The following is a 21,142-nucleotide window of genomic DNA, read 5'->3' on the forward strand; positions in this document are numbered from 1 at the left end:
ATGAAATATTCCAATGCAACGAATTATGCTTTGCACACGATGGTGCATTTGATGCGGCTGCCGCAAACCAGCACAATCGGCGTGCAGGAATTAGCGGAGATGCAAAAGCTGTCGCCTACGTACCTGTCTAAAATTCTGACCAAACTGACGAAAGCCGGGTTGATTGAATCGATGACAGGCGTGAAAGGTGGCTACAAAATTGCCCGCTTGAAAAGCCGGATCTCTTTTTTGGACGTGATCAATGCGATTGAAGGGGACACGCATTTATTCGATTGTTCGATTCACCACGGCGAAGGCTGCCTGATTGAAAACGCCATGCGGCAGGCGGAAGAAAACATGAAAGTGGAACTGGACAATACGCTTATCAGCGATATTGTGGCCATGGCGGAAACCGCACAGCATAGAAAAAGGATTTGAATGGAGGAGAAGCGATGATACTGGATTGTGCAGTAATTGGCGGAGGTCCAGCCGGCCTCAATGTGGCGTTGGTTTTGGGGCGGTCGCGCAGAAAAACCGTGTTGTTTGATGACAATCAACCACGCAATGCGGTGACTTCCGAATCCCACGGTTTTATGACAAGAGACGGCATCGACCCGCAAGAGTTGAAAAGGATTGCACAAGAAGAACTGGGCAAGTACCCGGATGTACAAGTGGAAAAACAGCGGGTGCTGGATGTCGGTAAAAAGGAAGGGCTGTTTGAGCTTAAAGCAGTTGACGGAAAGGTTTTCCTGGCTAAAAAGCTTATTCTGGCAACCGGCTTTAAAGAAGTTCTTCCCGATTTGGAAAGAGTTGAAGAGTTTTACGGCAAAAGCCTGTTCAGCTGCCCGTTCTGCGATGGCTGGGAAATGCGGGATCGGCCGCTTGCGGTCATTTCGGAGAATGAAAACGCGTTTCACCTAGTGAAAGTTGCGTCGAATTGGACCGATGACTTGATCGTCTGTACGAATGGCAAAGCTTTGTTGTCGGCCGAAGAGAGGAGCATTTTGGAAAGTAAGGGGATCCAAGTGTACACAGAAAAAATTGCCCGATTGGTCGGCAATCATGGAGCTTTGGAGAAAATCGAATTTGAAAGCGGAGCGGCTATATTGCGTGAAGGAGGATTTATCGCACCCCACTGGGTACAGGCGTCAGACATAAGTGCCTCGCTGGGCTGTAAACTGAATGCGCTCGGCGGCATCGAAACGGATGGCATGAAACGCACCAATGTAGAAGGCATCTTTGCTTGTGGAGACACCTTGATGGCAGGGCCTTCGCAGCTGATCATGGCCGCAGCCGATGGCAGCATGGCCGCAATCTGCATAAATGCCGCGTTGATCGAAGAGAAATTCAAGCAATAAACACAGGGAGGAATGGAAGAATGCATGAAAGTTCAAGCAAGCCGCACGAAACACATTCGCACAAAGGGAAAATAGCGTATTTGGAAAGCCGGGAGCGGAGAGGTGAATTTTCGCCGGAGCAATTGTTCAGCAAGATTCCTCTGCAGCAAAGCGGCAATGTATTGGATTTCGGCGCAGGCACCGGCTATTTTTCATTGCCGTTGGCAAAAAAAATGATGGGCAAGGTATACGCCATGGACATCGATCCAAGCATGCTCGACATCATCGCGTTAAAAGCGGAGGAGGAACACATTACGAACATTGTGCGGCTCCATGCCGGAAGCGACGGAATCCCATTGCCGGACGCATCCATCGACCTTGTCATCGCTTCGCTTGTGCTGCACGAGATTAATCCGCTGGCGCCAAGTTTGGACGCGATCTGCAAGGTTCTCAAAGAAGAAGGATTTCTGGTGTGCATCGAGCTTGAACCAAAAAGCGATCCACTTCACAAAGCACCGCGAATCACGTCAGCCGGGATGGAAGAGGCGCTAACAGCAGCAGGTTTCCGCATCACAGAAAAATTCTTTCCAGCAGCCTCGTTATACGTGCTGATTGCACAGAAATAAGAGGCAGTGAAAAGCCTATTTTTTTATTATAATTAAGGATAACAAGTGTCTTTAAAGTATCTAATTGAGAAAAAAACAGGAGGCAGCCGGATATACGCGGCTGTCTCCTGTTTTCAGTTCTCGTCTTATTCTTGCGCCGTCTTCCAGAAGAAAATCCGCCCTTTAAAAGCGATCAGGCTGGCTGCTGCGAGCAACAGGCCAGCGATCATAAAGACGGTGCGGATGCCGAATGCATCCGCCAGCACACCCATCAATAAGGAAGCGACTCCGAAGGTTCCGGTGCCGATAGCACCAAGCGTCGTGAAAACGGTCGGCAATGCCTCCCTCGGGACGCTCGTCTGGATGACGGTCTGCTGCGGAATGTTTTTGAGCTGGCCGAATATGCCGACGAGAAAAGATAGGGCCAGCGCCAATAATGGCACATTATTCATTCCAAACAGGAGCGTTACGGCACTGCTGAGAAAAGCACCGGCAAAAATGAATGTGCCGAGGTTCTTCTCAATCGAAGCGGCAAAGCGCAGGCAAAGAAGGCTGCCGCCGATCAAGCCCAAGAAGAAAGAGCCATTGATGAAGCCCCACCATTTCTCGTTCACCAATAAGGCGTCGCTGACAAAAACATAGAGGGTGGCGGCAATCCACACCGTGCCGGCGATCGTCTCCAACACGTCCATCCACGCAAGGCGTTTCAAAACCGGCGTCGAAGACACCGTCTGCCAGCCTTTGGTGATTTGCTGCCATCTGCCTTGCTCTTTGGCTGGCTGGAGATGGACAGGCTCCAAAAGGCTTAATAACAAGCTGGACAATAAAAACAATCCCGCTGTTAACCACAGCAGGTCGTCTGCTGCGAGCCAGATCAACAATGAGCTGCCGATAAACCACATGGCGGTCTGAATGCCTTGCGTCACGGATTCGGTGATGCTGTTCGCTTTCAAGAGAAGGCTATTGTCCACATAAGCCGGTATGAGCGAGCGTGTGACGGGATTGGCGCAGCCATCAAGAAGCGCAATCAAAGCCAGCACAGCGAACAGCAGGGTGTAATTGGACATAGAAAGCAGGGGCAGCAGCAAAGCAAGTATTATCAGCAAGCCTGTTTTCCCGAACTGGGAAACGGCCAGCAGCCATTTCAAGTTAAAGCGCTGCATCAGCAGAGGCGTTAATGTGTTCGAAACAAACATCGCACCGGTAATGGTAAACGGCACAAAAGCTGCCGCTGTGGCTGAACCAGTCAGTTCAAAGATGGCATAGATGACGCTGACGATATACAGGATGTCGCCGGTGTTGGCAAGCGACTGCCCGGCCAGCAGCAAGTTAAAATTTCTATTCAGTTTCATGATTCTTATCCCCCAAGAGTTTAATTCGGATACTGTCTATTCAAGGGGGGATCAAATTGGACAAACGTTCATGGGTGATGCTCCTTTCGGTTGAAAGATAAATCTTGGGGGTGATTTATCGAGCGATTTTATTAACTTTATTATACGTGAAAAAGTTGGAAAATAAATGGCGATTTAATCAGATAATGGATATAGTGAAAAGATAAAGTGATATTGAAGCGGAGGTATATAAATGATTCAGCGGTCGTTGCAATTAATGGGGAAAAGGAACGTGGCATGGCAGGAAAGCGAAATGCCGGCACTCGGCACAGATGAAGTGCTGATCAAAACGATCGCTACCGCGATCAGCATCGGTGCGGAACTGCCGCAATACGAACAAAGCGACGCTGCCGATCCGTCCCCGGTGTATCCACGCAAAGTCGGCTATGAAAGCTATGGCGAGGTTGTGGCAATCGGATCTTCAGTGCGCGCGTTTAAAATAGGCGACAAAGCCATCGATTTTTATGGTCAGAAAAACTTCGGCATCGTGAAGGCAGAAAATGCTTACCTTGTTCCTGAACACATCGATTCAAGAACTGCGCTATTGGCCATCTTGTCGTGTGACGCGGCGAAGGGTGTCCGCAAATTGAATCCCAAGAAGCAGGCACGTGTAATGGTCACTGGCATGGGGACGATGGGCTTGCTCGCTGTCCATTATTTGAAAAACTTTTTCAAAGTCCAGCACGTGGATGTCATCGAACCCGATCGCAGCCGATGGAACATGGCAAAAACGTTTGGCGTCAATGCGATTTATTTGCCAGCTGATTATCCCGAAGACCTGTATGATTTCGGGATTGAATGTTCCGCCACGAACGAAGGGTTCGCTTGTTTGCAGCAAGCGGTAAAGAGCCACGGAGAAATCTGTGTGCTGTCGGACGGCAACAAAGAAACGCTGGCGCTGCAGCCGGAATTCTTTGAAAAGGAATTGCGCATTGTGGGGTCAAGCGATGGCTGGGATTACCGCGAACACGCGCAGTGGTTTTATGGAGCGGCTGAGAGCACCCCTTATGTAAAAGACATTTTTCAACATGAGATCGATCATGCGGAAATTAAGCGATGCTTTGAAGCATTGGCAAAAAGGGAAATCAATCCGATTAAAGTTTTTGTAAGTGGCTGGGAAGGCTAAGAGAACATAGGAGTTATAGACAGTGGTTCGAGAATAGTTGAGAACTTTATGGGGCAAACGTTTAAGGGCGCTTGTCCCAAGGTTCAAGTGTTCCGATCACTGATTCGGATTTTCCTGATAGTACAGCTTCGATGGCGCCTTGCGAAATTTCCTCATGCGTCAGCCACCGGGAAATCCCATTTTCTATTTTGAAGCCCAATTGGATCTGGTGGTAAAAAACATGCTTGGTTAATGCAGTTCTAGCTTTTATATCCTTCAAGTTGGAACTGCTGCCATTCACATGGAAAAATTCCACGGGCTGAATGGCAGGGAGCATTTCCAATACGCAAGGAATAACTTGCGGACCGGTTGAATGCACCCAAGCAACGACCAATTCGATTGGCCCATTCTTTTGTTGGTTGCAGCGGATTTTCTCAGCCAATTCCTCGGTATTGGTGTAGTTGACTAATACCGGTGTCAGCTGCGTAGGATTCTGTTCCAACAACTGCTGTATCTTTCCCGGATTTCTGCCGATTACAGAAACGTGATAGCCGTTTTCCGATAACCAAACCGAAGCCTGTGCAAGCATGCCAGTCCCGCCGATGACTAATGCGTGTTTCATTCGTTTCACTCCTTTGCGCTTTAATATCAAAGTTAGCTTCATTTCTTAATAGACAAGTATTTTCATTATACTATAATATTCTGGTAATTAATTGGATTAAAATGGAGGGAATGGATATAGTTAAAGGTAGAAAGCAACTATTTTCTCGAATCAATGGAGCTGAAAATTCCCATTAAAGCGATGAGGACAATTGTTTTGTTGGTAAAATGCGCGCTTTACATATAAGAAGATAAAACTGGAGTTGAGAAGATGTTTATTGTAAATGTGGAAGGTGCTATTTATAAGGATGAAAAGTGGCTGATTGTGCGGAGAAGCGACAAAGAAGATCATGCGCCTGGTGCGCTGGCTTTAGTGGGAGGCCAAGTGGATCAGGAAGGGAACTCGACGGATATTCTGGAACGGACATTGATCAGAGAAGTCGAAGAAGAGGTGGGGATAACGGTTTCGAATCTTGCCTACGTCAATAGTTCTTCATTCGTCACAGATTCCGGCGTTCCAGTCATCGATATCGTATTCCTGTGCTCGTATGAATTCGGAGAGCCATTCGTGAAAGATCCCGACGAAGTGGCAAGCGTTGCCTGGATGAGCACACAAGAAATTATGAACAGCGAAGAAATTCCAAGCTTTTTGAAAGTGAATATCGGGCTTGCTGACGACTTGGTAAAAAGAAATTCAGCATCTTTTTCGTATTAATAGAGTGCTGACTAATTTCAATTAAATGAGCTTATTAGCTAGAGAAAGGTGCGTGTAGGTTATTGGAGATTTCAATACATATGCTGCAAGAAGTTGATGCTCAAGACTTATTTGATTTCGAAATTAAAAATCGCGGATTTTTTGAAAGAATGGTGCCGAGCAGAGGAGACGACTATTATATTTGGGAAAGTTTTATAAAAAGACATCAAGCATTACTCAAAGAACAAGTAAGCGGCCTCTCTCATTTTTACCTGATCAAAGACACTGAAGGCAAAATTGTCGGCAGAATCAATTTGGTGGATATCAATCAAACAACTGGAACAGCAGAGCTTGGCTTTAGAGTCGGTGAAGCCTTTGTCGGAAAAGGCATTGGAAACAAAGCATTAAGGATGTTGCTGAATACAGATTTGGATATCACGCAAATTACCGCAAAAACGACAACGGTGAACAAGGCTTCTCAAAAAGTGCTGCAAAATAACGGCTTTGTCCAAACGGCCATAGGCGAAGAGGAGTTTGAAATGAATGGCCAAAAGATGAAGTTCGTTCATTACCTTTGGGAGAAAGAGAATTCCACACCTAAGAAAAACAAAACAAGTACCTAAACTAGAGGGAGGTGCCATATGAATAATCGGAATTGGTTGATAGGTTTCGGGTTATTAATAATCCTTATCTTTGGCGGTGGTTTTCTCATTCGTTTGATTCGGGACGGAGATTTTTATGTTGCTGAGATGATCGGAAGCATCCTAGGGATTATGATTTTATCCATAGGAGCTTTTTCGAAGAAGAAAAATTCAGCGGTCAAACCCTTGGGTTGGCGGAGTAAATAGCGGTCTTAGCAAAAGGGTAATTTGGATAGGCTAGTGTTGGATACCAATAAAAGAGGAGGGGACAATGCGTAATATAGCATCGTTCCCTCCTTTTGCTACTGAGCTTCAAAAAGACCAGAAGCTTTGGTGATCCTGATAAATCCGCCATCTTTCTTTTTCTTCTCTTCCAGGAAGAGCCTGAATTCCGTTAATTTACGAACCGTTAATTGATCTTTTAAATTGGTATGAGTAGATAGTAGATATGCGATAACCGGCTCGACATCTGGAATTTTTAAACCGTCTGCAAACAGTTTCAGTTCCACTTTCGAGAAGTAAAGCTTTAATTGGGCTGTGCCGCTTTCCAGCCCGAATGCTTTGGCGTTATTGGCAGCAGATGAGAAATCGAGCGAAGGATCAAATTCACTGAGCAAAGTTCCAAACTCCATTAAATGCTGTTCTCCGATTGTAGCGGCATACAACTTTCCGCCAGGTTTTAAGACCCGTCGGATTTCCTGTAATCCTTTTTTTCTATTTTCTACATGATAAAGCATAAAATTGGCGGCAACGATGTCGAAACTATTATCGGGGTAAGGAATGCTTTCGATATTAATTTGCTCAAATTGAATAGCTGGCAAGTTCGTTAGTTTTCGTTGAGCATCAGCAAGCATGCCGGAAGAAAAATCGGAAAGCACCACATTCCAATCATTAGGGATGAGTTGCTCATTTTTTGCCCAAAACGTACCATCTCCGCAACCGAGTTCCAGGAGTTTGCTTCCGGAATCGATTTGATATTGTTCAAAAAGCCACGTAAACCAATCTTTTTTGTTCAAACTATATAACTCGTGCAGTTTAATGCGGGCTTCTAAGTTCGAAGCATTGTGATATTGCTCGATCAACTCTTCCAAAACAGTTCCTCCTTTAAAAAGTGCCTTTTCCTGCACTCTTCCCATAATACTATAATATTCTGTGAATTAATTGGATTTAAATAAGGCAAATGGATATAGTAGAGAAAGACGGCTAATTTCCTTATTAAGTAAATTTATAAAGAGGAAAGATGAAGGGAGAAACAGCATGAATTTTACCTTTCAACCGATGACCCAGAAACAAAGCGAAGAAATAGCCGATTGGCAGTACGAGGGCGATTATGCTTTCTACGATATGGTTGCGGATGAAGACGACCTTCAGGAGTTTTTAAATCCTTTAGAGCGAAAAGATTTCTATTTCGCTGTCACAGAACGCCATGATTTGATCGGGTTTTATTGTTTCAAAGAAACCGCGGCTGGAATTATAGATATCGGACTCGGCATGAAACCCGGATTCACTGGGAAAGGCCGTGGCCATGCGTTTTTTAGAGCAGGACTGGATTTCGCGATTGCTCGGTACCAGCCTAAAAAGTTTACGCTGGCAGTGGCTGCGTTCAATGAACGAGCGATTGCAGTTTATAAAAAGGCAGGCTTTCAGCCGGATGAAGTTTTTCTGCAAAAAACCAACGGAGGCCATTACAAATTCATAAAAATGAAGTTGGCGCTGGAGCAACAGCAGGCATAAAAGGAGGACAAGTAAATGGAAATTTGGGATTTGGTGGACGGTTCCCGGAAACCGATCGGGAAACTGCATACGAGAGGCGAGGAAACCTTGCCCGGGGAATACCACATTGTCGTGGAAGTTCTGACCATTAACCTGGACGGCAAAATTCTCGTGACGCAAAGAGACGCGGCAAAAACCTATCCGTTATTGTGGGAGAGCACAGGCGGCTCCGTTAATGCCAGTGAGACCAGTTTACAAGGGGCAATCCGTGAGCTTCATGAAGAAACGGGATTATCCGTAAGAGCGGAAAATCTGTATTTTATCGGTGAAATGAAGCGCGGCAATTATTTTCTGGACAGCTATGTCTGGAAAAGCGAAGAAAATATCGATCTCAGCGACTTGAATTTACAGGTTGGCGAAGTATGCGATGCCAAATTGGTGACGTTCAAAGAGTTTGAAGAAATGAATACGAGGGGCGAAATTGTGCCGCCCGTGTGGGATCGATGGCAATTATATGCTGAGAAGTTGGGTGATGTCATTAAGACAACCCCTGTTACCAGCAAGTTTTAACAAGATGAATATATGGACAAACGTAAAAAGGAGTGAAGTTGCCATAGCAAGCAATTTGGATATATCCATTAGAAGAATGACGCAGAATGATTTTGCTGTTATGTCAGAGTGGCTAAGCACAAAAGAAGTTCTGGAATTCTATGGTGATGTCGATTCTCCGTTCACGGTAGAGCAAATAAAGCGAAAGTATGAACCGAGAGTTAAAGGGGAAATTCCGGTTTCACCTTACATCGTAGAATTTAAACAAATACCAATAGGCTTTATGCAGCATTATAAGTTAAGTGGAGAAGAACAAAAAGAATTCGGTTATCCAGTAAACTTGAACGTCTATGGCATTGATCAATTTATAGGAGATCCAAGTTATTTTAATCAAGGGATAGGCACAATCATGGTACAGAAATTCTTGGAATATCTGGGGCAAAATATGGATGCAGATATTGTAGTTTTAGATCCAGAGCTCTCCAATCCAAGAGCGATTAGATGCTACGAAAAATGCGGATTTGTTAAAGTGAAACAGATAAAAGGTGGAGTTAGCTGGTTGATGGAATATAAAACAGCTGTAAATCAATAGTGTAAGTTACTCGCAACAAGGGGGCAGGATGAATGGGGTTAATGGATCCGACAAAACATCCTGATTGGCTGGTGCCGCATAGTTTGGAGTGGTACGGGCAACTCAGCGATCAAAAAAATGCCTATCATTACTCGTGGAATTCAACTTGCAGCGAGCCGAATGGCGAAATGGTTTTTGATGAAGAAGTATTGAGGATGATCAAAGGCAAGAAAGTGCTTGATGTTGGTTGTGGACATGGGGAGTTTACGTTGACTTGCAGTGCAGCTGCCAAGGAGATTATTGGATTTGATGTGATCGACACGTTTGTTAAAGCGGGCAATCAGCACAAGAGAAGAGATGCATCTTTTGTTTTAGGCAATGCACATGATGGCCTTCCCTTTGATACTGGTGCATTCGATGCTGCTTATAATCGCAAAGGGCCAACATCTGCCTATTTGGATTTGAAAAGAGTGGTGAAAGCAGGAGGGGCGGTGCTGGGTCTTCATCCGGGAGACCAATCCGGCGAAGAACTGCCGGAATATTTTCCAGGACTTTTCAGACGATCAAAGGGTACGCCAATTTTGGATAAGATCCATCAACGGCTGGAAAAAAGTGCTTTCGCTGATGTGAGCATTGAAATTCTAACCAGCACAGAGTATTTATGCGCACCTATTGATGTCTTGAAGCTTCGATGCTTTGGGCAGCATCCAAAAATATACGCGCTTTTAGAAAAAGAGCACATGGCCGAGATCAATCGGAGTTTCGAAAGAAATGCCCAAAAAGAAGGGCTGCCGATTACCTTTTCGCGTTATGTCGTTCGAGCGCGTGTTTGATGAAAACGGACAAATAGTTATTCATAATTTCAGTAGGGGGAGGCGGGAGCATCTATGAACCGTCTGGTGGTCATGACTGTGGGTAAAACCCATAGTGGAAAAACGTCTTTTGCGAAAGCTTTGGAAAAGAGGCTCCCTGGATCATTGGTTATTGACCAAGATGTACAAGCTGAATTTCTGCATACATATTATCAACAAATAGTTCCAAGAGAAGGACCGAATTTAATCAAAAACGCGTTAACAAAAATGATTGTCGAATACGCAGTTGATGAAACTGCCAGCCACGTCATTCTTTCCAACTCAAACCGTCATTATGATGGCCGTAGGCGACTACTGAATTATTTCGCTTCCAAAGGGTTAAAAACCATCATCGTACATTTTGATATTCCCGAAGCAATCCTTATGGAAAGAATTGCACTAAGCGGGCGGGATACAGCTATCCTTCGAACGGTTTCAACCTTTGAGCAAGTGCTGGTTCAACAGCAAGCGGATGATAGCGGAAAAGCGATTGCCACACCGGGCAAGGGCGAAGCTGACCATTTATTTACGATTAAAAAAGAAGCCGATACTGAATCAGCTATCCAAAACATACTCGATATCATTAACGAACAAAAAATTAAATGCACGGAGGGATGATTTGGGTTCTAGAATCATGCATCTAATTATTGCAGATCAGGTTATGAAAAGAATGGCTATCGAAAACAGGCAAGCTTTTCTTTTAGGAGGAATTTCTCCCGATGCCGCTTTTTCAAGAGAAAGAAAAACAGCATTACATTTTTTAGAGGGCAGCTTAGACGATGGGACAAGGTTTGTGAATTACAAACGATTTATCGATGCTTATCACCCAGTCGCTCAAAGCAATAATGTACTCGGCTATTTAACCCATTTGATTTCAGACGATGTTTGGCTGGAACACATTTATTTCAAAAACGACTTTAAAAGCCGATTAGCTGAAGATCCTGGCTTCCTGGAAAGATGGCATGATGACTTCCGGCTGTTGAATGGGAAGCTGATTGAAAGGTTCAATTGCATTGAATTGAAAAACGAATTGATTGCAGCTAGTTTATCCGCGAATATAATAGCTGAAATAAACAGCGATGATTTGCGGCGGTTCAAAGAAGAAACCATCCATGATTTTATGTATAGCCAGGCATCATTAAAACAAAATCTTCAAGTGTATTCATTTCCACAAATTTTAGCGTACATTGAGTTGGCTGTATCAAAGTCTGTAGAAGTTATTTCCGAAAATATAGGTGGCTATCCATTAAAATGATCGCTATCAGAAAACGAAACTGCTAGAAAAAATCCATCAAAATTGGAGGCCAACACGTTGGAAAAGTTCGTATTCATATTCGGTCCGCAAGCAGTGGGCAAAATGACGGTTGGCCAGGAGCTGGCGGCCATGACTGGCTTGAAACTCTTTCATAACCACATGACCATCGATTTGCTGGAGCCGCTGTTCGGCTTCACACCTGAGATGTGGCGGCTGACGACTTCTTTTCGCCGTGACATCTTCCAATCTTTTGCGCAAAGCGATCAATACGGAATGATTTTTACGAAAGTTTGGTATTTTGATCAACAAGAGGATTGGGATGAGATTGAAAGCATATGCGATATTTTCCGTTCGCAAGGTGTGCAAATCTACTTCGTGGAATTGGAAGCGGATGTGGAGGAGCGGCTGGAGCGGAATAATACACCTCATCGCTTGGAATACAAGCCGACGAAGCGGAATGTCCGCCAGTCGGAAGCGCATTTGCTGAGCAGCCTGGAAAACAGGCGATTGAATTCTGCCGAAGGCGAAATCGAAGCGGAAAACTACCTGCGCATCAACAATACGAACATGACGCCGAAAGAAGCGGCGCTTTTCATAAAAAATGAATTCAAGTTATAAGAAAGAGATGCGAATGAAAAACTCGTGAGGATTGAAGAAAAGACGCTCATATAGGGGGGATTGCATGAATCACACCAAAAATCATGGCTTTCAATTTCTCGATTTTATCTTTACAAAAGAAGAGGATCTTCAGTTTTACTCACCGCTGGCAGGGTTTTTTGCCGTGATCAAATGTGATGGGCGGATTCTTATTGTTTATAACAAATGGCGGCAGCAATGGGAATTGCCGGCTGGTAAAAGAGAAGGAACAGAAACGGCAAAACAATGTGCAGTCCGTGAATTGTTTGAAGAAAGCGGGCAGTTTGTGGAAAATCTGGAGTTCACCGGTTTATTGAAATTGAAACGGGTTTCGAATGGCAAGATTAAATTCAATCCCGTCTATACCGCAGCAATTGAACAATTGCAGCCATTTATCGCCAATGACGAAACCACCGAGATCAAATTATGGGATGGGGTTGAGGAAATCGGCTGCTTCGATGAAATGGATTTAAAAATTCTGGATTACATAACGACCTGACTGACCATATGCTTTGGGAGAGGGGAAACGCAGATGCACGGAGAGAGGAAGAGTTGGAACGGCGCTGCCGCTATTGTAATGGCTGAGAATCAGGTGTTAATGGTCAAAGAAAAAGAGTCCGGGGGATGGAGCATACCTTCAGGCGGCATTGAAGCCGGTGAAACTCCAGAACAGGCGTGCCTAAGAGAAGTGTGGGAAGAAACGGGATTTCGCGTCAACATCCTGAAGCCGCTTCATGTTAAACGGACAATCATCAAAAACCATGATGTGGCGCTCCATTATTTTTTATGCGAAGTCACCGAAGGGCAAATTTCTTATCACGATCCGGACGATGCGATCGAAGAGATAGCTTGGAAAACCAGCAGGGAGTTGTACGGTTTGATCCACGATTATCCGGAAGACCGTGAGTTGCTGCTTTCTTTTTAAATAAGAATCACTTTGCTGCGGAGTTCTGAATAGAAATGCGGCGAAAAAAAAGAACAGATAGAAGCTCATATTTGAGCGGTTCTACAGGTCCTTTTCAAAAAGCTTCCATGAAGCCGCTTCCTTAATTCAAAAAATACTCCCTATAAATAAAGAAAGTAAAGCCTACCGCAAAAAGCAGATACACGATCGAGCCGATGAAAATATAGGATCTTTCGGACACGTGGGCTTGCTGCTCCATTCGAATGCCCGTTTGTCCTTGGATCGACATGTCCAAGTGGCGGCTCGCCATGCCGCCTTTCGATTTGAAAAAATAGATAAGCACCAAAGCCAAGCCGGCAATCGGGATGGCAAGATCCAGGAAAGCCAATTGCAGCACGCTGGCAGCCGCCCAATTGATGAGGGCAATAACGGTAATTGTACTTAAAACAATCAATAGTTTTTTCATACATACCTCCATTTTGTATTTTTTGAAATAAATGTTAATATCCTTCTATATGTTTATACGTTGAAACGGATATGAGGTTTCAAATAATTCTGCCAATACAAAACAAGTCTGAAAATGGCGCAGCAAAAAAGCAAGTCGGGAGAGGAGTTTCGGGTTGAATTTCACAGAGATGGACAATTCATCAAAGTTGGACGGGTTCCTATCGGAAGTTATTGGCAAGACCACAAACATTGTGGAAGAAGGAATCGTCGGAGTATATGTGCATGGGTCTCTGGCAATGGGGGGATTCAATCCGGGCAGGAGCGATATCGACTTGCTCATCATCACGGAGCAGCGGCTTGCGCTTAAAACACAACGTCAGTTGGCCAAGCTCTTTTTAGCCCATTCAAAAAAGCCATTTCCGATTGAAATCAGTTTTTTGAACCGTTCCCAATTGCGGAATTGGGAGCATCCGACGCCGTATGATTTTCATTTCAGTGAATATTGGCGGGAGCGCTATGAGGAAGAACTGGAAAAAGGGACATCGATTTACTTTAATGATGAACTGAAATTGGACAGCGATTTGGCTGCGCATCTGACCATTGTGAACACGCGTGGCATCTGTTTAAGCGGCAGCCCAATCCACGAAACCTTTCCGGAAATTCCAACAAACGATTATGTTTCTTCCATCCTTGTCGATTATGAAGAATGCCTAGCGAACATTCAGGACCAGCCTGTTTATAGTGTTTTAAATTTGATCCGGGTGTATGGCTATTTAAAAGAAGGCGTGATCATGTCGAAGAAAGAAGCAGGCGTGTGGGGAACAACAAGCCTGCCCATGGAGTTTCATCCGGTCGTTCAACAAGCAGCCGAAGCTTATGGCAATAATAGCTTGGATAGGGTGTTTGCTGAATACGATTTGAAAAGATTAAGAAATCATTTGAAAAAGAAGGTAGAAGAATTGTTAGTACAGGTAGAGTAGAAAATGTTCTCATGCATTTTTAGACAAAGGCCCTAGTTTATTTTATTAATGCAATTATGCTTTTGAGAGCTTTCCGATTTTAAACTTGGCAATCAAGGAGGAAATCCAGTGAAAAGAAAACGGTTAGCAGCACTTATTTCCTTTTTCTGTATCGTATTCGTTTTGTCTGCTTGTTCGTTCGGAAATTCACAAGCTTCCTGGGCCTATTCGTTTGTCGTTTGGGATGGATTTATTTATCAAATAAGCGATGAATATGTTCAAGAAGTAGATCAAGAGATTGGAGAAGTGACGGTTTATTCCGATAGGGAAGGAACTTATTCCGGAAACTTTTCCAATGAATATGAAAAAGGCACAGCGTATTATTCAATAACGGGAATTAGCACGGACGAGGCGATTGCTGTTAAAGAAGAAGACGGCAAATATCGAAAAGCGATCAGAGAAGGAAAATACAATAGCAACTAATTCCAGCACACCAGCTTCTTCTTGTTTAAGGATAAATCGTTTCACTGTCCTGAGGCAGTTTTTCGATATGCCTTAAATACGGAAGGACATCCTTCCCGTATTCCGGCAGCGCCAATTTCAGTTTTCCGGCAACCGCAATTGTCAGTTCTTCGAAAATTTCGCACATCGCAAACAATCCCGACCACATATTTGCGTAGCTTCCGTCGGGATAAGTGAGCAGCAGTTTTTGCCACAATTCCTTATCCACATACTTTTCAATGTTTTTTCCGCTTTTCCCTGGAATTGCAGTAAAGGCCGTTTCAACGCCGATGTGCCAGTTCAGCATCGCCATCAGCATATCCCGCACCGGGCCATCCATCATATCCTTGGCGAGGGGAAGCTCCTGCCGCCATAAGGCTTTGGCAATATAGGTGCTGACCCACCAAAACTCATTTGCGCAGTCGCTGAAATCTTGCTGTCCGGGTTCACCAATTCGGAACGGATTTTCCGTGTTCATCAACAATGTGCTGAGCCGGTCGTCTTTGTCCAATAAAATCTTGCGGGGCTCTTTCTTCGCTAAAGACTCTTCAATAAGCGAGACCGGCGTCAAGGTCAAGTCGATCCGGTTGCCATCTGTAAAAAGCATCAAATAAGAAAAGCTTTCCCGTTTTCTCCCGGCAGGCGGCATTGCCATTGCATCCGGCATCTGCATCATGATTCTTTCTCCAAAAGAATCCACCCACGAATGATCCTCTAAAAAAGGAAGCATGTCTTCTACATAATAAATGATGTCATAATCCTGGAATGGATCTTTGGCATTTTGAAGATGAACACGTGAGCCATTCAGTTCCACCATCCGGATATTTTCACTGTCGGCTGCTTTCCTTAAAATCAAAGACAGCATCTCTTCTTCGCTTCTCATAGCCAACCACCCCTTTGTCATTCATTGTTCCAGAATTCCTTAAACGGTACAATCATTTATCCATCAAGCTGAACAGTGGAACAGTAAATTTCCATATAATTTATTATCGCTCCCTTAAATGTTTGAAAATTCCAATTGTAACTTGTAGAGTTATAGAAATAAGAACTTCAAAAAGGGGGATTGGATGAAGAAAAAATGGCTTCTTGTTTTACTTCTGCTCGTAGGAATCGGCATACCGTCTTATCTTTACTTAAACACATCGTCCGTGGACCGGGAAATTCTCAGTGAAATAGAATTGGATGCAGTGGAGAAAATCTCCATTGTCAAATCGAATTTTCCAGTTGGCGTTTTAAATGAATTTGAGAATACCAATCGAAAAGCGATTATTGATGAGTTGAAAAAAATGAAAGTAAAGAGAACCAGGCTTTTTTCTGTTACTCGCCCAACGAATGGCGAATATGTGATTTTTCTGGATACCAATTCAAATGGCGTTTATCAAGTTCATTTATATGAAAATGACCGTATTATCAGCTTCGCTTCACCCAATAACGACATCAACTCTTCTAGAAGCTATAAGTATACTGACAGTAACTTGTATGAAATGGTATCCAAATTATTCTAATGTATTGATTGTAAAATAGAACTTAAAAGCTCGTTAATTCCAGAACTTTACTCCAGAAAGGCTGATCCATTGCATGCATAGAATTATTGGCAGAAAAATCGAGCTGACAGAAAACACGCCGGAACATCTGGATGACTTGTATTTCTGGCGGTTTGAAGAAAAAGGACAGGAAGCGAAAAAATGGAATGGCCCCTATATTCCCGAAAAGCGCATGACAAAGGAAGAGCATCGTGCATTCTGGATAAATGAAGAGGAGATTTCAACAGGTGTGCCCGCATCCCTGGTCATAAAAGCTGAAGGCAGCGTGATTGGCTATGTGGGCGCCTATTGGGTCGACAAGAATACAAACTGGCTCGAAATCGGCATTGTCATTTACGACAAAGAATATTGGAACGGCGGATATGGCACGGAAGCCTACAAGCTGTGGATTGATTTCCTTTTTTCTTCTACCGATTTGCACCGGCTAGGCATGTCGACGTGGTCGGGCAACGACAGGATGATGAAAGTTGCCGAACGGCTCGGGATGAGCGTAGAAGCACGCATCAGAAAAGCTCGCATGGTGGAAGGGAAATATTTTGATTCGATTAAGATGGGGATGCTAAGAGAAGAGTGGGAAAAGACGAAAACCTGCCAATAAAAACTGATGAAAAAGCAGTGATTTATTAATTTCCAGTATTTACAATCTCGGAAATAACTGATAATCTTATTTAAATTAACTTAGCGAAAAGCGTTGAAGAGAAGAGTAGGTGACTTGAACTTCTTTTAGAGAGCCCTGTTTGGTGGGAAGGGGCAGAAGCGTGAAGCCGAAACAAAACTCTGAGCACCATGGTGGAACCGAACAGCGGGGATACTGTGGCGGGAGCTCCCGTTACTGAGCTTAGGTATTCGCAGTTTGACGGAGTACCGAATGAGGCGGATATGGCGACATATCCGCAAATAGGGGTGGCACCACGATTAGATCTCGTCCCCAAGGCAAACAGCCTTGGGGACGGGGTCTTTTTTTATTATCTGTGGTGGGAGGAATTGGCGATGACGTTTAGAAGAAGAGTAGAGGCGTGGAAATACCCGGCGATTCTTTTGTTCGGGATTGGCACGTCGAACTTTGGGGCTTGGGTATACCTCATTGCATTGAACTTGATCGTGCTAGATTTGACGCAGTCGCCGCTCGCGGTTGCCGGATTGTATATTGCCAGACCGATGGCAGCGCTGTTAACAAATACATGGGCTGGCAGTGTCATTGACCGAATCAACAAGCGGCGCCTATTGATCTCGCTGGATGTGTTCAGGTCTGTCCTGATTGCAGTTTTGCCGTTCGCTTCTTCAATGTGGACGATTTATGCGCTCGTTCTAGTCATCAATATGGCAGGAGCAATGTTTGAGCCTGCCTCGATGGCCTATATTACAAAACTGATTCCAGCCGAGAAACGGCAGCGCTTCAATTCGCTGCGGAGTTTGATAGATTCCGGCGCATTTCTGATCGGACCGGCTATTGCAGGAATCCTGTTCATGATCGGCACGCCGACTGCAGCAATCTACATCAATGCAGTTGCTTTGCTGTTGTCGGCGCTCGTTTTGGCAATGATGCCGGATTTGGAGAAGGGAGCAACGCTTGCTAGCGCGGGCGGCAAGGTGTCTTGGTCCATAATCAGGGAAGACTGGCGCATTGTGCTGGAGTTCAGCCGCGCATCAAGCCGAACCATGCTTGTCTTCATGCTTTTCAGCTGTATGGTCGTCATGGCGACGGCCATCGACTCGCAAGAAGCTTCGTTTGCAAAAGCGGTGCTTTTCCTAACAGACAGCGAATATGGATTTTTGGTCAGTATAGCGGGTGGTGGCATTATTGCGGGTTCGGTGATCAATGCATTGTTCGCAAAAAAATTTAAGACTCATTCATTGATCGGTTTCGGTTCTTTGATGGTTGCCGCGGGCTATCTGATTTATGCCTTTTCGAATTCCTATGCGGTTGCAGCCGTCGGTTTCTTCTTCCTGGCATTTGCTTTGGCTTTTGCCAATACAGGGTTCCATACGTTTACCCAGAACAATATACCAGTTGAAAAAATGGGCAGGATTGTTGGCATGTATAGTTTAGCTGAGGCTTTTTTAATCATTATCGCTACTGGAATTGTAGGTGTGGCGGCGCAAGTGATTTCCATACAGCCTGTTGTCATCGCAGCGGTATTCGTTATGCTCGCAATTGCGATTCTTTTATTTATCGTATGCATCAAACAGCCGGCAAGCGGCGTCTATCTTCTAACAGAGAAAGAAACGGAGGCAGCAAAATGATTGCACAGGGTTTTTTGATAAGAGGGCAAGAGATTCTTATGGTCAAACAGCATGTTGAAAGAGGGGACATCGTCTGGAATTATCCTGGCGGCGGCATCGAAGAAGGCGAAACGCCTGAGCAGGCATGCATCAGGGAAGTAGAAGAAGAAACAGGCTATGTGGTCAAGATTACAAGCCTGCTGGTGCAAACCCCTCAAAAATATACGTTTCTAACAGAGATTATCGGCGGGGAACTGACGGTTGATAGGGCAAGCGAAGTGAACAAAGATATTATCGATGCTGCCTGGGTAGCCATTAACGACGATGAAAAATTCTATCTTGTCACAAAACCAATGCTTGAATTGCTGGCGGCTCAAAACGCATTTAAACAGAACTTGTTTATATAGTATGGCGTATTCTTCAAGAAGAGGTGATGTAAATGGAAGTCTTGTTTTTTCTTATCATCGGCACGGCGCTGTGGCTGACGAATCATTTAGTCTTTAAATTCGCTGGAAACAATAAAAAACGGAGAATCTTGTCTGGAATCACTGTTATACTCCTGGCGCCGGTAATTTACTATCTGACTTTTGCTGCAGTTGCACCATTCGACCCGGGAGGATTCGGTACCGTTATCGTTTCATTTTTTTACGGAATTCTCTTTTTCTTAAATGGCCTTGTATGGATCGCAATAGGGATTTTCACAAAAGATTTGGACCCATCTCCTAATGAAGAACGATTTTAGAATTAAATTATTTGCTTGCTTTAATATGACAAGCAGTTCTCTTATTTGGAATGTTACAGTTAACGCATTAAGTTGAAAGAGGTGCAGAAAATGGAAAATCAATGCAAATGGCCGCAAGGCAGTGACATGATGCAGGCTTACCATGATGAAGAATGGTGCAGGCCAAGCCGGGACGACCGCTATATCTTTGAATTGCTGTCGCTGGAAGGGGCGCAAGCGGGATTGTCATGGAGCATCGTTCTCGCAAAACGCGAAGGGTATAAGCGAGCTTTCCGTGATTTTGATCTGGAATACTGCGCCAATTTGACGGATGAGGACCTGATTTATATCAAAGACAATTTTGACGTCATCAAACATTTAGCGAAGCTGCAATCCGTTCGCAGCAATGCAAACGCCGCCTTGAAAATCCAACAAGAGTTTGGGAGCTTGTCCAATTTCCTATGGCAGTTTACAGAATCCAAACCGATCATCAACAGCTGGGAAAGGGACGATCAGATTCCGGCGCAATCACCTTTATCTGTGGAGATCAGCAAAGCATTGAAAAAGCGGGGCTTTAAATTCATTGGACCGGTCACTGCCTATTCTTTCTTGCAGGCGATCGGCATGGTGGATGACCATATCCGCACATGCCGTTTTCATACAGGGAATTTGTGAAGAACACAGGGGATAGATAAAAAAATCTGAGCTATGATGATATTTCTTTTAAGCCGTTTTAGGTGCTGGATTGTCGGGTATTTTACTAAATGTACAGACAATATAAATAAGCACGTTTCTATTATAGGGAGGCTATCATGGAATATATCAATTTAGGGAAATCAGGCTTGCGTGTGCCAAAGTATATACTTGGAACGGTCCCATTCAGCGGGACAAATGGCTTTGAAGCAGCCGGCGACATCAAAGAAGACCAAGCACGCCGGATGGTCGATCTCGCTCTTGAAGCAGGCATTAATATGTTCGATACCGCAAACCTCTATTCAAAAGGGGATGCCGAACGTGTATTGGGATCAGCGATAAAGGGACGCAGGGACGACGTGCTGTTGACGTCGAAAACTGGATTCCATCTTGGCGACAATCCGAACGCACGCGGAGCTTCACGCAATAACATCCTGACATCCATCGACCAATCGCTGGAGCGGCTTGGGACGGATTATCTCGATGTGTATTTTGTGCATTTATGGGATGGCCGCACGCCAATCGAAGAAACCGTGGAAACGATGACAAGCTTGGTGAAGTCAGGGAAAATACGCCATTGGGGCGTTTCGAATTATAGCGCATGGGCAATGGCAAGAACTTTTTCCATCGCAGAACGTGACGGTTTTATTCCGCCGATCACCCAGCAGATTTATTACACGCCGGAAGCGCGTGAAGCGGAATATGAATTGCTGCCGGCAGGAACTGAGCTCGGTGTAGGCTCGATGATCTGGAGTCCGCTCGGCGAAGGTTTGCTGAACGGCAAGATCGGGCGCGGGAAAAAAGCGCCTGACAATACGCGCCAAGGTGCCGGTTGGCCAGAGCCTTGGGTTCAGGAGCAGGAACGCCTTTTTGATGTGATTGATGCGCTTGAAGAAGTGGCAGCAAGCCACAATGCATCGGTCCCGCAGATTGCTTACGCATGGGTGCGTGACCGTCCGAACGTCGGGCCGATTGTCATCGCAGCCCGCAACGAAGAGCAGCTGAAGGAAAATATCGCATCATTCGATATTAAACTCAGCCAGGAAGAGCATGACCTCATCGAAAAAACGGCGCGGCCTGCACCGCTCTATCCACATTGGCACCGTGCGATGAGTTCATATGAAATGGGGAGCCCGTCTGAAATGCCTTATTTGAAAAGCTTTAAACAAACACTGGGAATCGAAGACTGAACGACCAGCTTTCCAGCCTGTCTTTTAGCCGCA

30 protein-coding genes and 1 other annotated feature are annotated in these 21,142 nt (G+C 44.8%); of the genes, 25 read left to right on the forward strand and 5 right to left on the reverse strand.

Annotated elements, in window-relative coordinates:
- Genes EGV91_RS04585 through EGV91_RS04595 form a run of 3 tightly spaced genes read left to right on the forward strand, consistent with a single transcriptional unit; the run spans window position 1 to window position 1,942 of the window.
- A complete protein-coding gene (locus tag EGV91_RS04585; protein WP_135501116.1) occupies window positions 1-417 on the forward strand; it encodes an Rrf2 family transcriptional regulator in 417 nt (138 codons plus the stop codon).
- Window positions 418-431: 14 nt separating this feature from the next.
- On the forward strand, window positions 432-1,337 hold the full coding sequence (locus EGV91_RS04590; protein ID WP_135501118.1) for an NAD(P)/FAD-dependent oxidoreductase: 906 nt from the start codon (window positions 432-434) through the stop codon (window positions 1,335-1,337).
- Window positions 1,338-1,357: 20 nt separating this feature from the next.
- Entirely contained in the window at window positions 1,358-1,942 is a 585-nt protein-coding gene (locus tag EGV91_RS04595; protein ID WP_135501120.1) for a class I SAM-dependent methyltransferase, read from the forward strand.
- A 125-nt stretch (window positions 1,943-2,067) separates the two neighbouring features.
- Here the strand turns inward: EGV91_RS04595 and EGV91_RS04600 are convergent, their stop codons facing one another.
- Entirely contained in the window at window positions 2,068-3,273 is a 1,206-nt protein-coding gene (locus EGV91_RS04600; protein ID WP_135501122.1) for an MFS transporter, read from the reverse strand.
- Between the two features lie 232 nt (window positions 3,274-3,505).
- Between EGV91_RS04600 and EGV91_RS04605 the strand changes: the two genes are divergently transcribed.
- Window positions 3,506-4,438 carry a zinc-dependent alcohol dehydrogenase gene (locus EGV91_RS04605; RefSeq protein WP_135501124.1) on the forward strand — a complete coding sequence of 311 codons (933 nt, stop codon included), beginning with the start codon at window positions 3,506-3,508 and terminating at the stop codon, window positions 4,436-4,438.
- Between the two features lie 61 nt (window positions 4,439-4,499).
- Here EGV91_RS04605 and EGV91_RS04610 read toward each other — a convergent pair whose 3' ends face one another.
- Complete coding sequence (locus tag EGV91_RS04610) at window positions 4,500-5,039, reverse strand: short-chain dehydrogenase (protein ID WP_135501126.1); 540 nt, start codon at window positions 5,037-5,039, stop codon at window positions 4,500-4,502.
- 249 nt (window positions 5,040-5,288) lie between these two features.
- Between EGV91_RS04610 and EGV91_RS04615 the strand changes: the two genes are divergently transcribed.
- The 3 genes from EGV91_RS04615 (at window position 5,289) to EGV91_RS04625 (ending at window position 6,559) form a co-directional block, all read left to right on the forward strand.
- Entirely contained in the window at window positions 5,289-5,732 is a 444-nt protein-coding gene (locus EGV91_RS04615) for an NUDIX hydrolase (RefSeq protein WP_135501128.1), read from the forward strand.
- Window positions 5,733-5,812: 80 nt separating this feature from the next.
- On the forward strand, window positions 5,813-6,334 hold the full coding sequence (locus EGV91_RS04620) for a GNAT family N-acetyltransferase (protein WP_135501130.1): 522 nt from the start codon (window positions 5,813-5,815) through the stop codon (window positions 6,332-6,334).
- 18 nt (window positions 6,335-6,352) lie between these two features.
- Entirely contained in the window at window positions 6,353-6,559 is a 207-nt protein-coding gene (locus tag EGV91_RS04625; protein ID WP_135501132.1) for a hypothetical protein, read from the forward strand.
- 95 nt (window positions 6,560-6,654) lie between these two features.
- On the opposite strand, the gene EGV91_RS04630 is transcribed toward EGV91_RS04625, so the two are convergent.
- The gene (locus EGV91_RS04630; RefSeq protein ID WP_158290566.1) at window positions 6,655-7,443 is read right to left on the reverse strand and encodes a class I SAM-dependent methyltransferase; all 789 of its coding nucleotides are present in this window, start codon (window positions 7,441-7,443) and stop codon (window positions 6,655-6,657) included.
- A 166-nt stretch (window positions 7,444-7,609) separates the two neighbouring features.
- Between EGV91_RS04630 and EGV91_RS04635 the strand changes: the two genes are divergently transcribed.
- The 9 genes from EGV91_RS04635 to EGV91_RS04675 all read left to right on the forward strand — a co-directional run bounded on the left by EGV91_RS04635 (window position 7,610) and on the right by EGV91_RS04675 (window position 12,852).
- Entirely contained in the window at window positions 7,610-8,086 is a 477-nt protein-coding gene (locus tag EGV91_RS04635) for a GNAT family N-acetyltransferase (protein ID WP_135501136.1), read from the forward strand.
- Between the two features lie 15 nt (window positions 8,087-8,101).
- The gene (locus tag EGV91_RS04640) at window positions 8,102-8,635 is read left to right on the forward strand and encodes an NUDIX hydrolase (RefSeq protein WP_135501138.1); all 534 of its coding nucleotides are present in this window, start codon (window positions 8,102-8,104) and stop codon (window positions 8,633-8,635) included.
- Complete coding sequence (locus EGV91_RS04645; protein ID WP_241666102.1) at window positions 8,598-9,206, forward strand: GNAT family N-acetyltransferase; 609 nt, start codon at window positions 8,598-8,600, stop codon at window positions 9,204-9,206. Before EGV91_RS04640 ends, EGV91_RS04645 begins: the two co-directional genes overlap by 38 nt.
- A 32-nt stretch (window positions 9,207-9,238) precedes the next feature.
- Complete coding sequence (locus tag EGV91_RS04650; protein WP_135501140.1) at window positions 9,239-10,018, forward strand: class I SAM-dependent methyltransferase; 780 nt, start codon at window positions 9,239-9,241, stop codon at window positions 10,016-10,018.
- A 54-nt stretch (window positions 10,019-10,072) separates the two neighbouring features.
- Window positions 10,073-10,654, forward strand: a complete 582-nt coding sequence (locus EGV91_RS04655) for an ATP-binding protein (protein WP_135501142.1) — start codon at window positions 10,073-10,075, stop codon at window positions 10,652-10,654.
- 1 nt (window position 10,655) lies between these two features.
- Window positions 10,656-11,291 carry a zinc dependent phospholipase C family protein gene (locus EGV91_RS04660; protein ID WP_135501144.1) on the forward strand — a complete coding sequence of 212 codons (636 nt, stop codon included), beginning with the start codon at window positions 10,656-10,658 and terminating at the stop codon, window positions 11,289-11,291.
- 57 nt (window positions 11,292-11,348) lie between these two features.
- A complete protein-coding gene (locus EGV91_RS04665; RefSeq protein WP_135501146.1) occupies window positions 11,349-11,909 on the forward strand; it encodes an AAA family ATPase in 561 nt (186 codons plus the stop codon).
- 64 nt (window positions 11,910-11,973) lie between these two features.
- Entirely contained in the window at window positions 11,974-12,426 is a 453-nt protein-coding gene (locus EGV91_RS04670) for an NUDIX domain-containing protein (RefSeq protein ID WP_135501148.1), read from the forward strand.
- Window positions 12,427-12,459: 33 nt separating this feature from the next.
- Window positions 12,460-12,852 (forward strand): NUDIX hydrolase, encoded by a 393-nt coding sequence (locus tag EGV91_RS04675; RefSeq protein WP_135501150.1) that lies wholly within the window; start codon window positions 12,460-12,462, stop codon window positions 12,850-12,852.
- 121 nt (window positions 12,853-12,973) lie between these two features.
- Here EGV91_RS04675 and EGV91_RS04680 read toward each other — a convergent pair whose 3' ends face one another.
- Window positions 12,974-13,297 carry a hypothetical protein gene (locus EGV91_RS04680; RefSeq protein WP_135501152.1) on the reverse strand — a complete coding sequence of 108 codons (324 nt, stop codon included), beginning with the start codon at window positions 13,295-13,297 and terminating at the stop codon, window positions 12,974-12,976.
- A gap of 154 nt (window positions 13,298-13,451) precedes the next feature.
- Here EGV91_RS04680 and EGV91_RS04685 point away from each other — a divergent pair, with 154 nt between their 5' ends.
- Both EGV91_RS04685 and EGV91_RS04690 read left to right on the forward strand, forming a co-directional pair.
- Entirely contained in the window at window positions 13,452-14,258 is an 807-nt protein-coding gene (locus tag EGV91_RS04685; protein ID WP_241666103.1) for an aminoglycoside adenylyltransferase domain-containing protein, read from the forward strand.
- A gap of 108 nt (window positions 14,259-14,366) precedes the next feature.
- Window positions 14,367-14,720, forward strand: a complete 354-nt coding sequence (locus EGV91_RS04690) for a hypothetical protein (protein ID WP_135501154.1) — start codon at window positions 14,367-14,369, stop codon at window positions 14,718-14,720.
- 25 nt (window positions 14,721-14,745) lie between these two features.
- Here the strand turns inward: EGV91_RS04690 and EGV91_RS04695 are convergent, their stop codons facing one another.
- Window positions 14,746-15,621 carry an aminoglycoside 6-adenylyltransferase gene (locus EGV91_RS04695; protein WP_158290567.1) on the reverse strand — a complete coding sequence of 292 codons (876 nt, stop codon included), beginning with the start codon at window positions 15,619-15,621 and terminating at the stop codon, window positions 14,746-14,748.
- 184 nt (window positions 15,622-15,805) lie between these two features.
- Here EGV91_RS04695 and EGV91_RS04700 point away from each other — a divergent pair, with 184 nt between their 5' ends.
- The 7 genes from EGV91_RS04700 to EGV91_RS04730 all read left to right on the forward strand — a co-directional run bounded on the left by EGV91_RS04700 (window position 15,806) and on the right by EGV91_RS04730 (window position 21,109).
- Complete coding sequence (locus tag EGV91_RS04700; protein ID WP_135501158.1) at window positions 15,806-16,243, forward strand: hypothetical protein; 438 nt, start codon at window positions 15,806-15,808, stop codon at window positions 16,241-16,243.
- A gap of 73 nt (window positions 16,244-16,316) precedes the next feature.
- On the forward strand, window positions 16,317-16,880 hold the full coding sequence (locus tag EGV91_RS04705; protein WP_135501160.1) for a GNAT family N-acetyltransferase: 564 nt from the start codon (window positions 16,317-16,319) through the stop codon (window positions 16,878-16,880).
- 84 nt (window positions 16,881-16,964) lie between these two features.
- Window positions 16,965-17,215, forward strand: a binding site (T-box leader).
- A 57-nt stretch (window positions 17,216-17,272) separates the two neighbouring features.
- Entirely contained in the window at window positions 17,273-18,526 is a 1,254-nt protein-coding gene (locus EGV91_RS04710) for an MFS transporter (protein ID WP_135501162.1), read from the forward strand.
- Window positions 18,523-18,912 carry an NUDIX hydrolase gene (locus EGV91_RS04715; RefSeq protein WP_135501164.1) on the forward strand — a complete coding sequence of 130 codons (390 nt, stop codon included), beginning with the start codon at window positions 18,523-18,525 and terminating at the stop codon, window positions 18,910-18,912. The genes EGV91_RS04710 and EGV91_RS04715 overlap by 4 nt, the downstream gene beginning before the upstream one ends.
- Window positions 18,913-18,944: 32 nt before the next feature.
- A complete protein-coding gene (locus EGV91_RS04720; protein ID WP_135501166.1) occupies window positions 18,945-19,247 on the forward strand; it encodes a hypothetical protein in 303 nt (100 codons plus the stop codon).
- Window positions 19,248-19,337: 90 nt separating this feature from the next.
- Window positions 19,338-19,901 carry a DNA-3-methyladenine glycosylase I gene (locus EGV91_RS04725; protein ID WP_135501168.1) on the forward strand — a complete coding sequence of 188 codons (564 nt, stop codon included), beginning with the start codon at window positions 19,338-19,340 and terminating at the stop codon, window positions 19,899-19,901.
- A gap of 137 nt (window positions 19,902-20,038) precedes the next feature.
- Window positions 20,039-21,109 carry an aldo/keto reductase gene (locus EGV91_RS04730; protein WP_135501170.1) on the forward strand — a complete coding sequence of 357 codons (1,071 nt, stop codon included), beginning with the start codon at window positions 20,039-20,041 and terminating at the stop codon, window positions 21,107-21,109.
- Window positions 21,110-21,142: the final 33 nt, after the last annotated feature.

This window comes from Planococcus koreensis (genome assembly GCF_004761975.1).
GTDB classification, from domain to species: domain Bacteria; phylum Bacillota; class Bacilli; order Bacillales_A; family Planococcaceae; genus Planococcus; species Planococcus koreensis.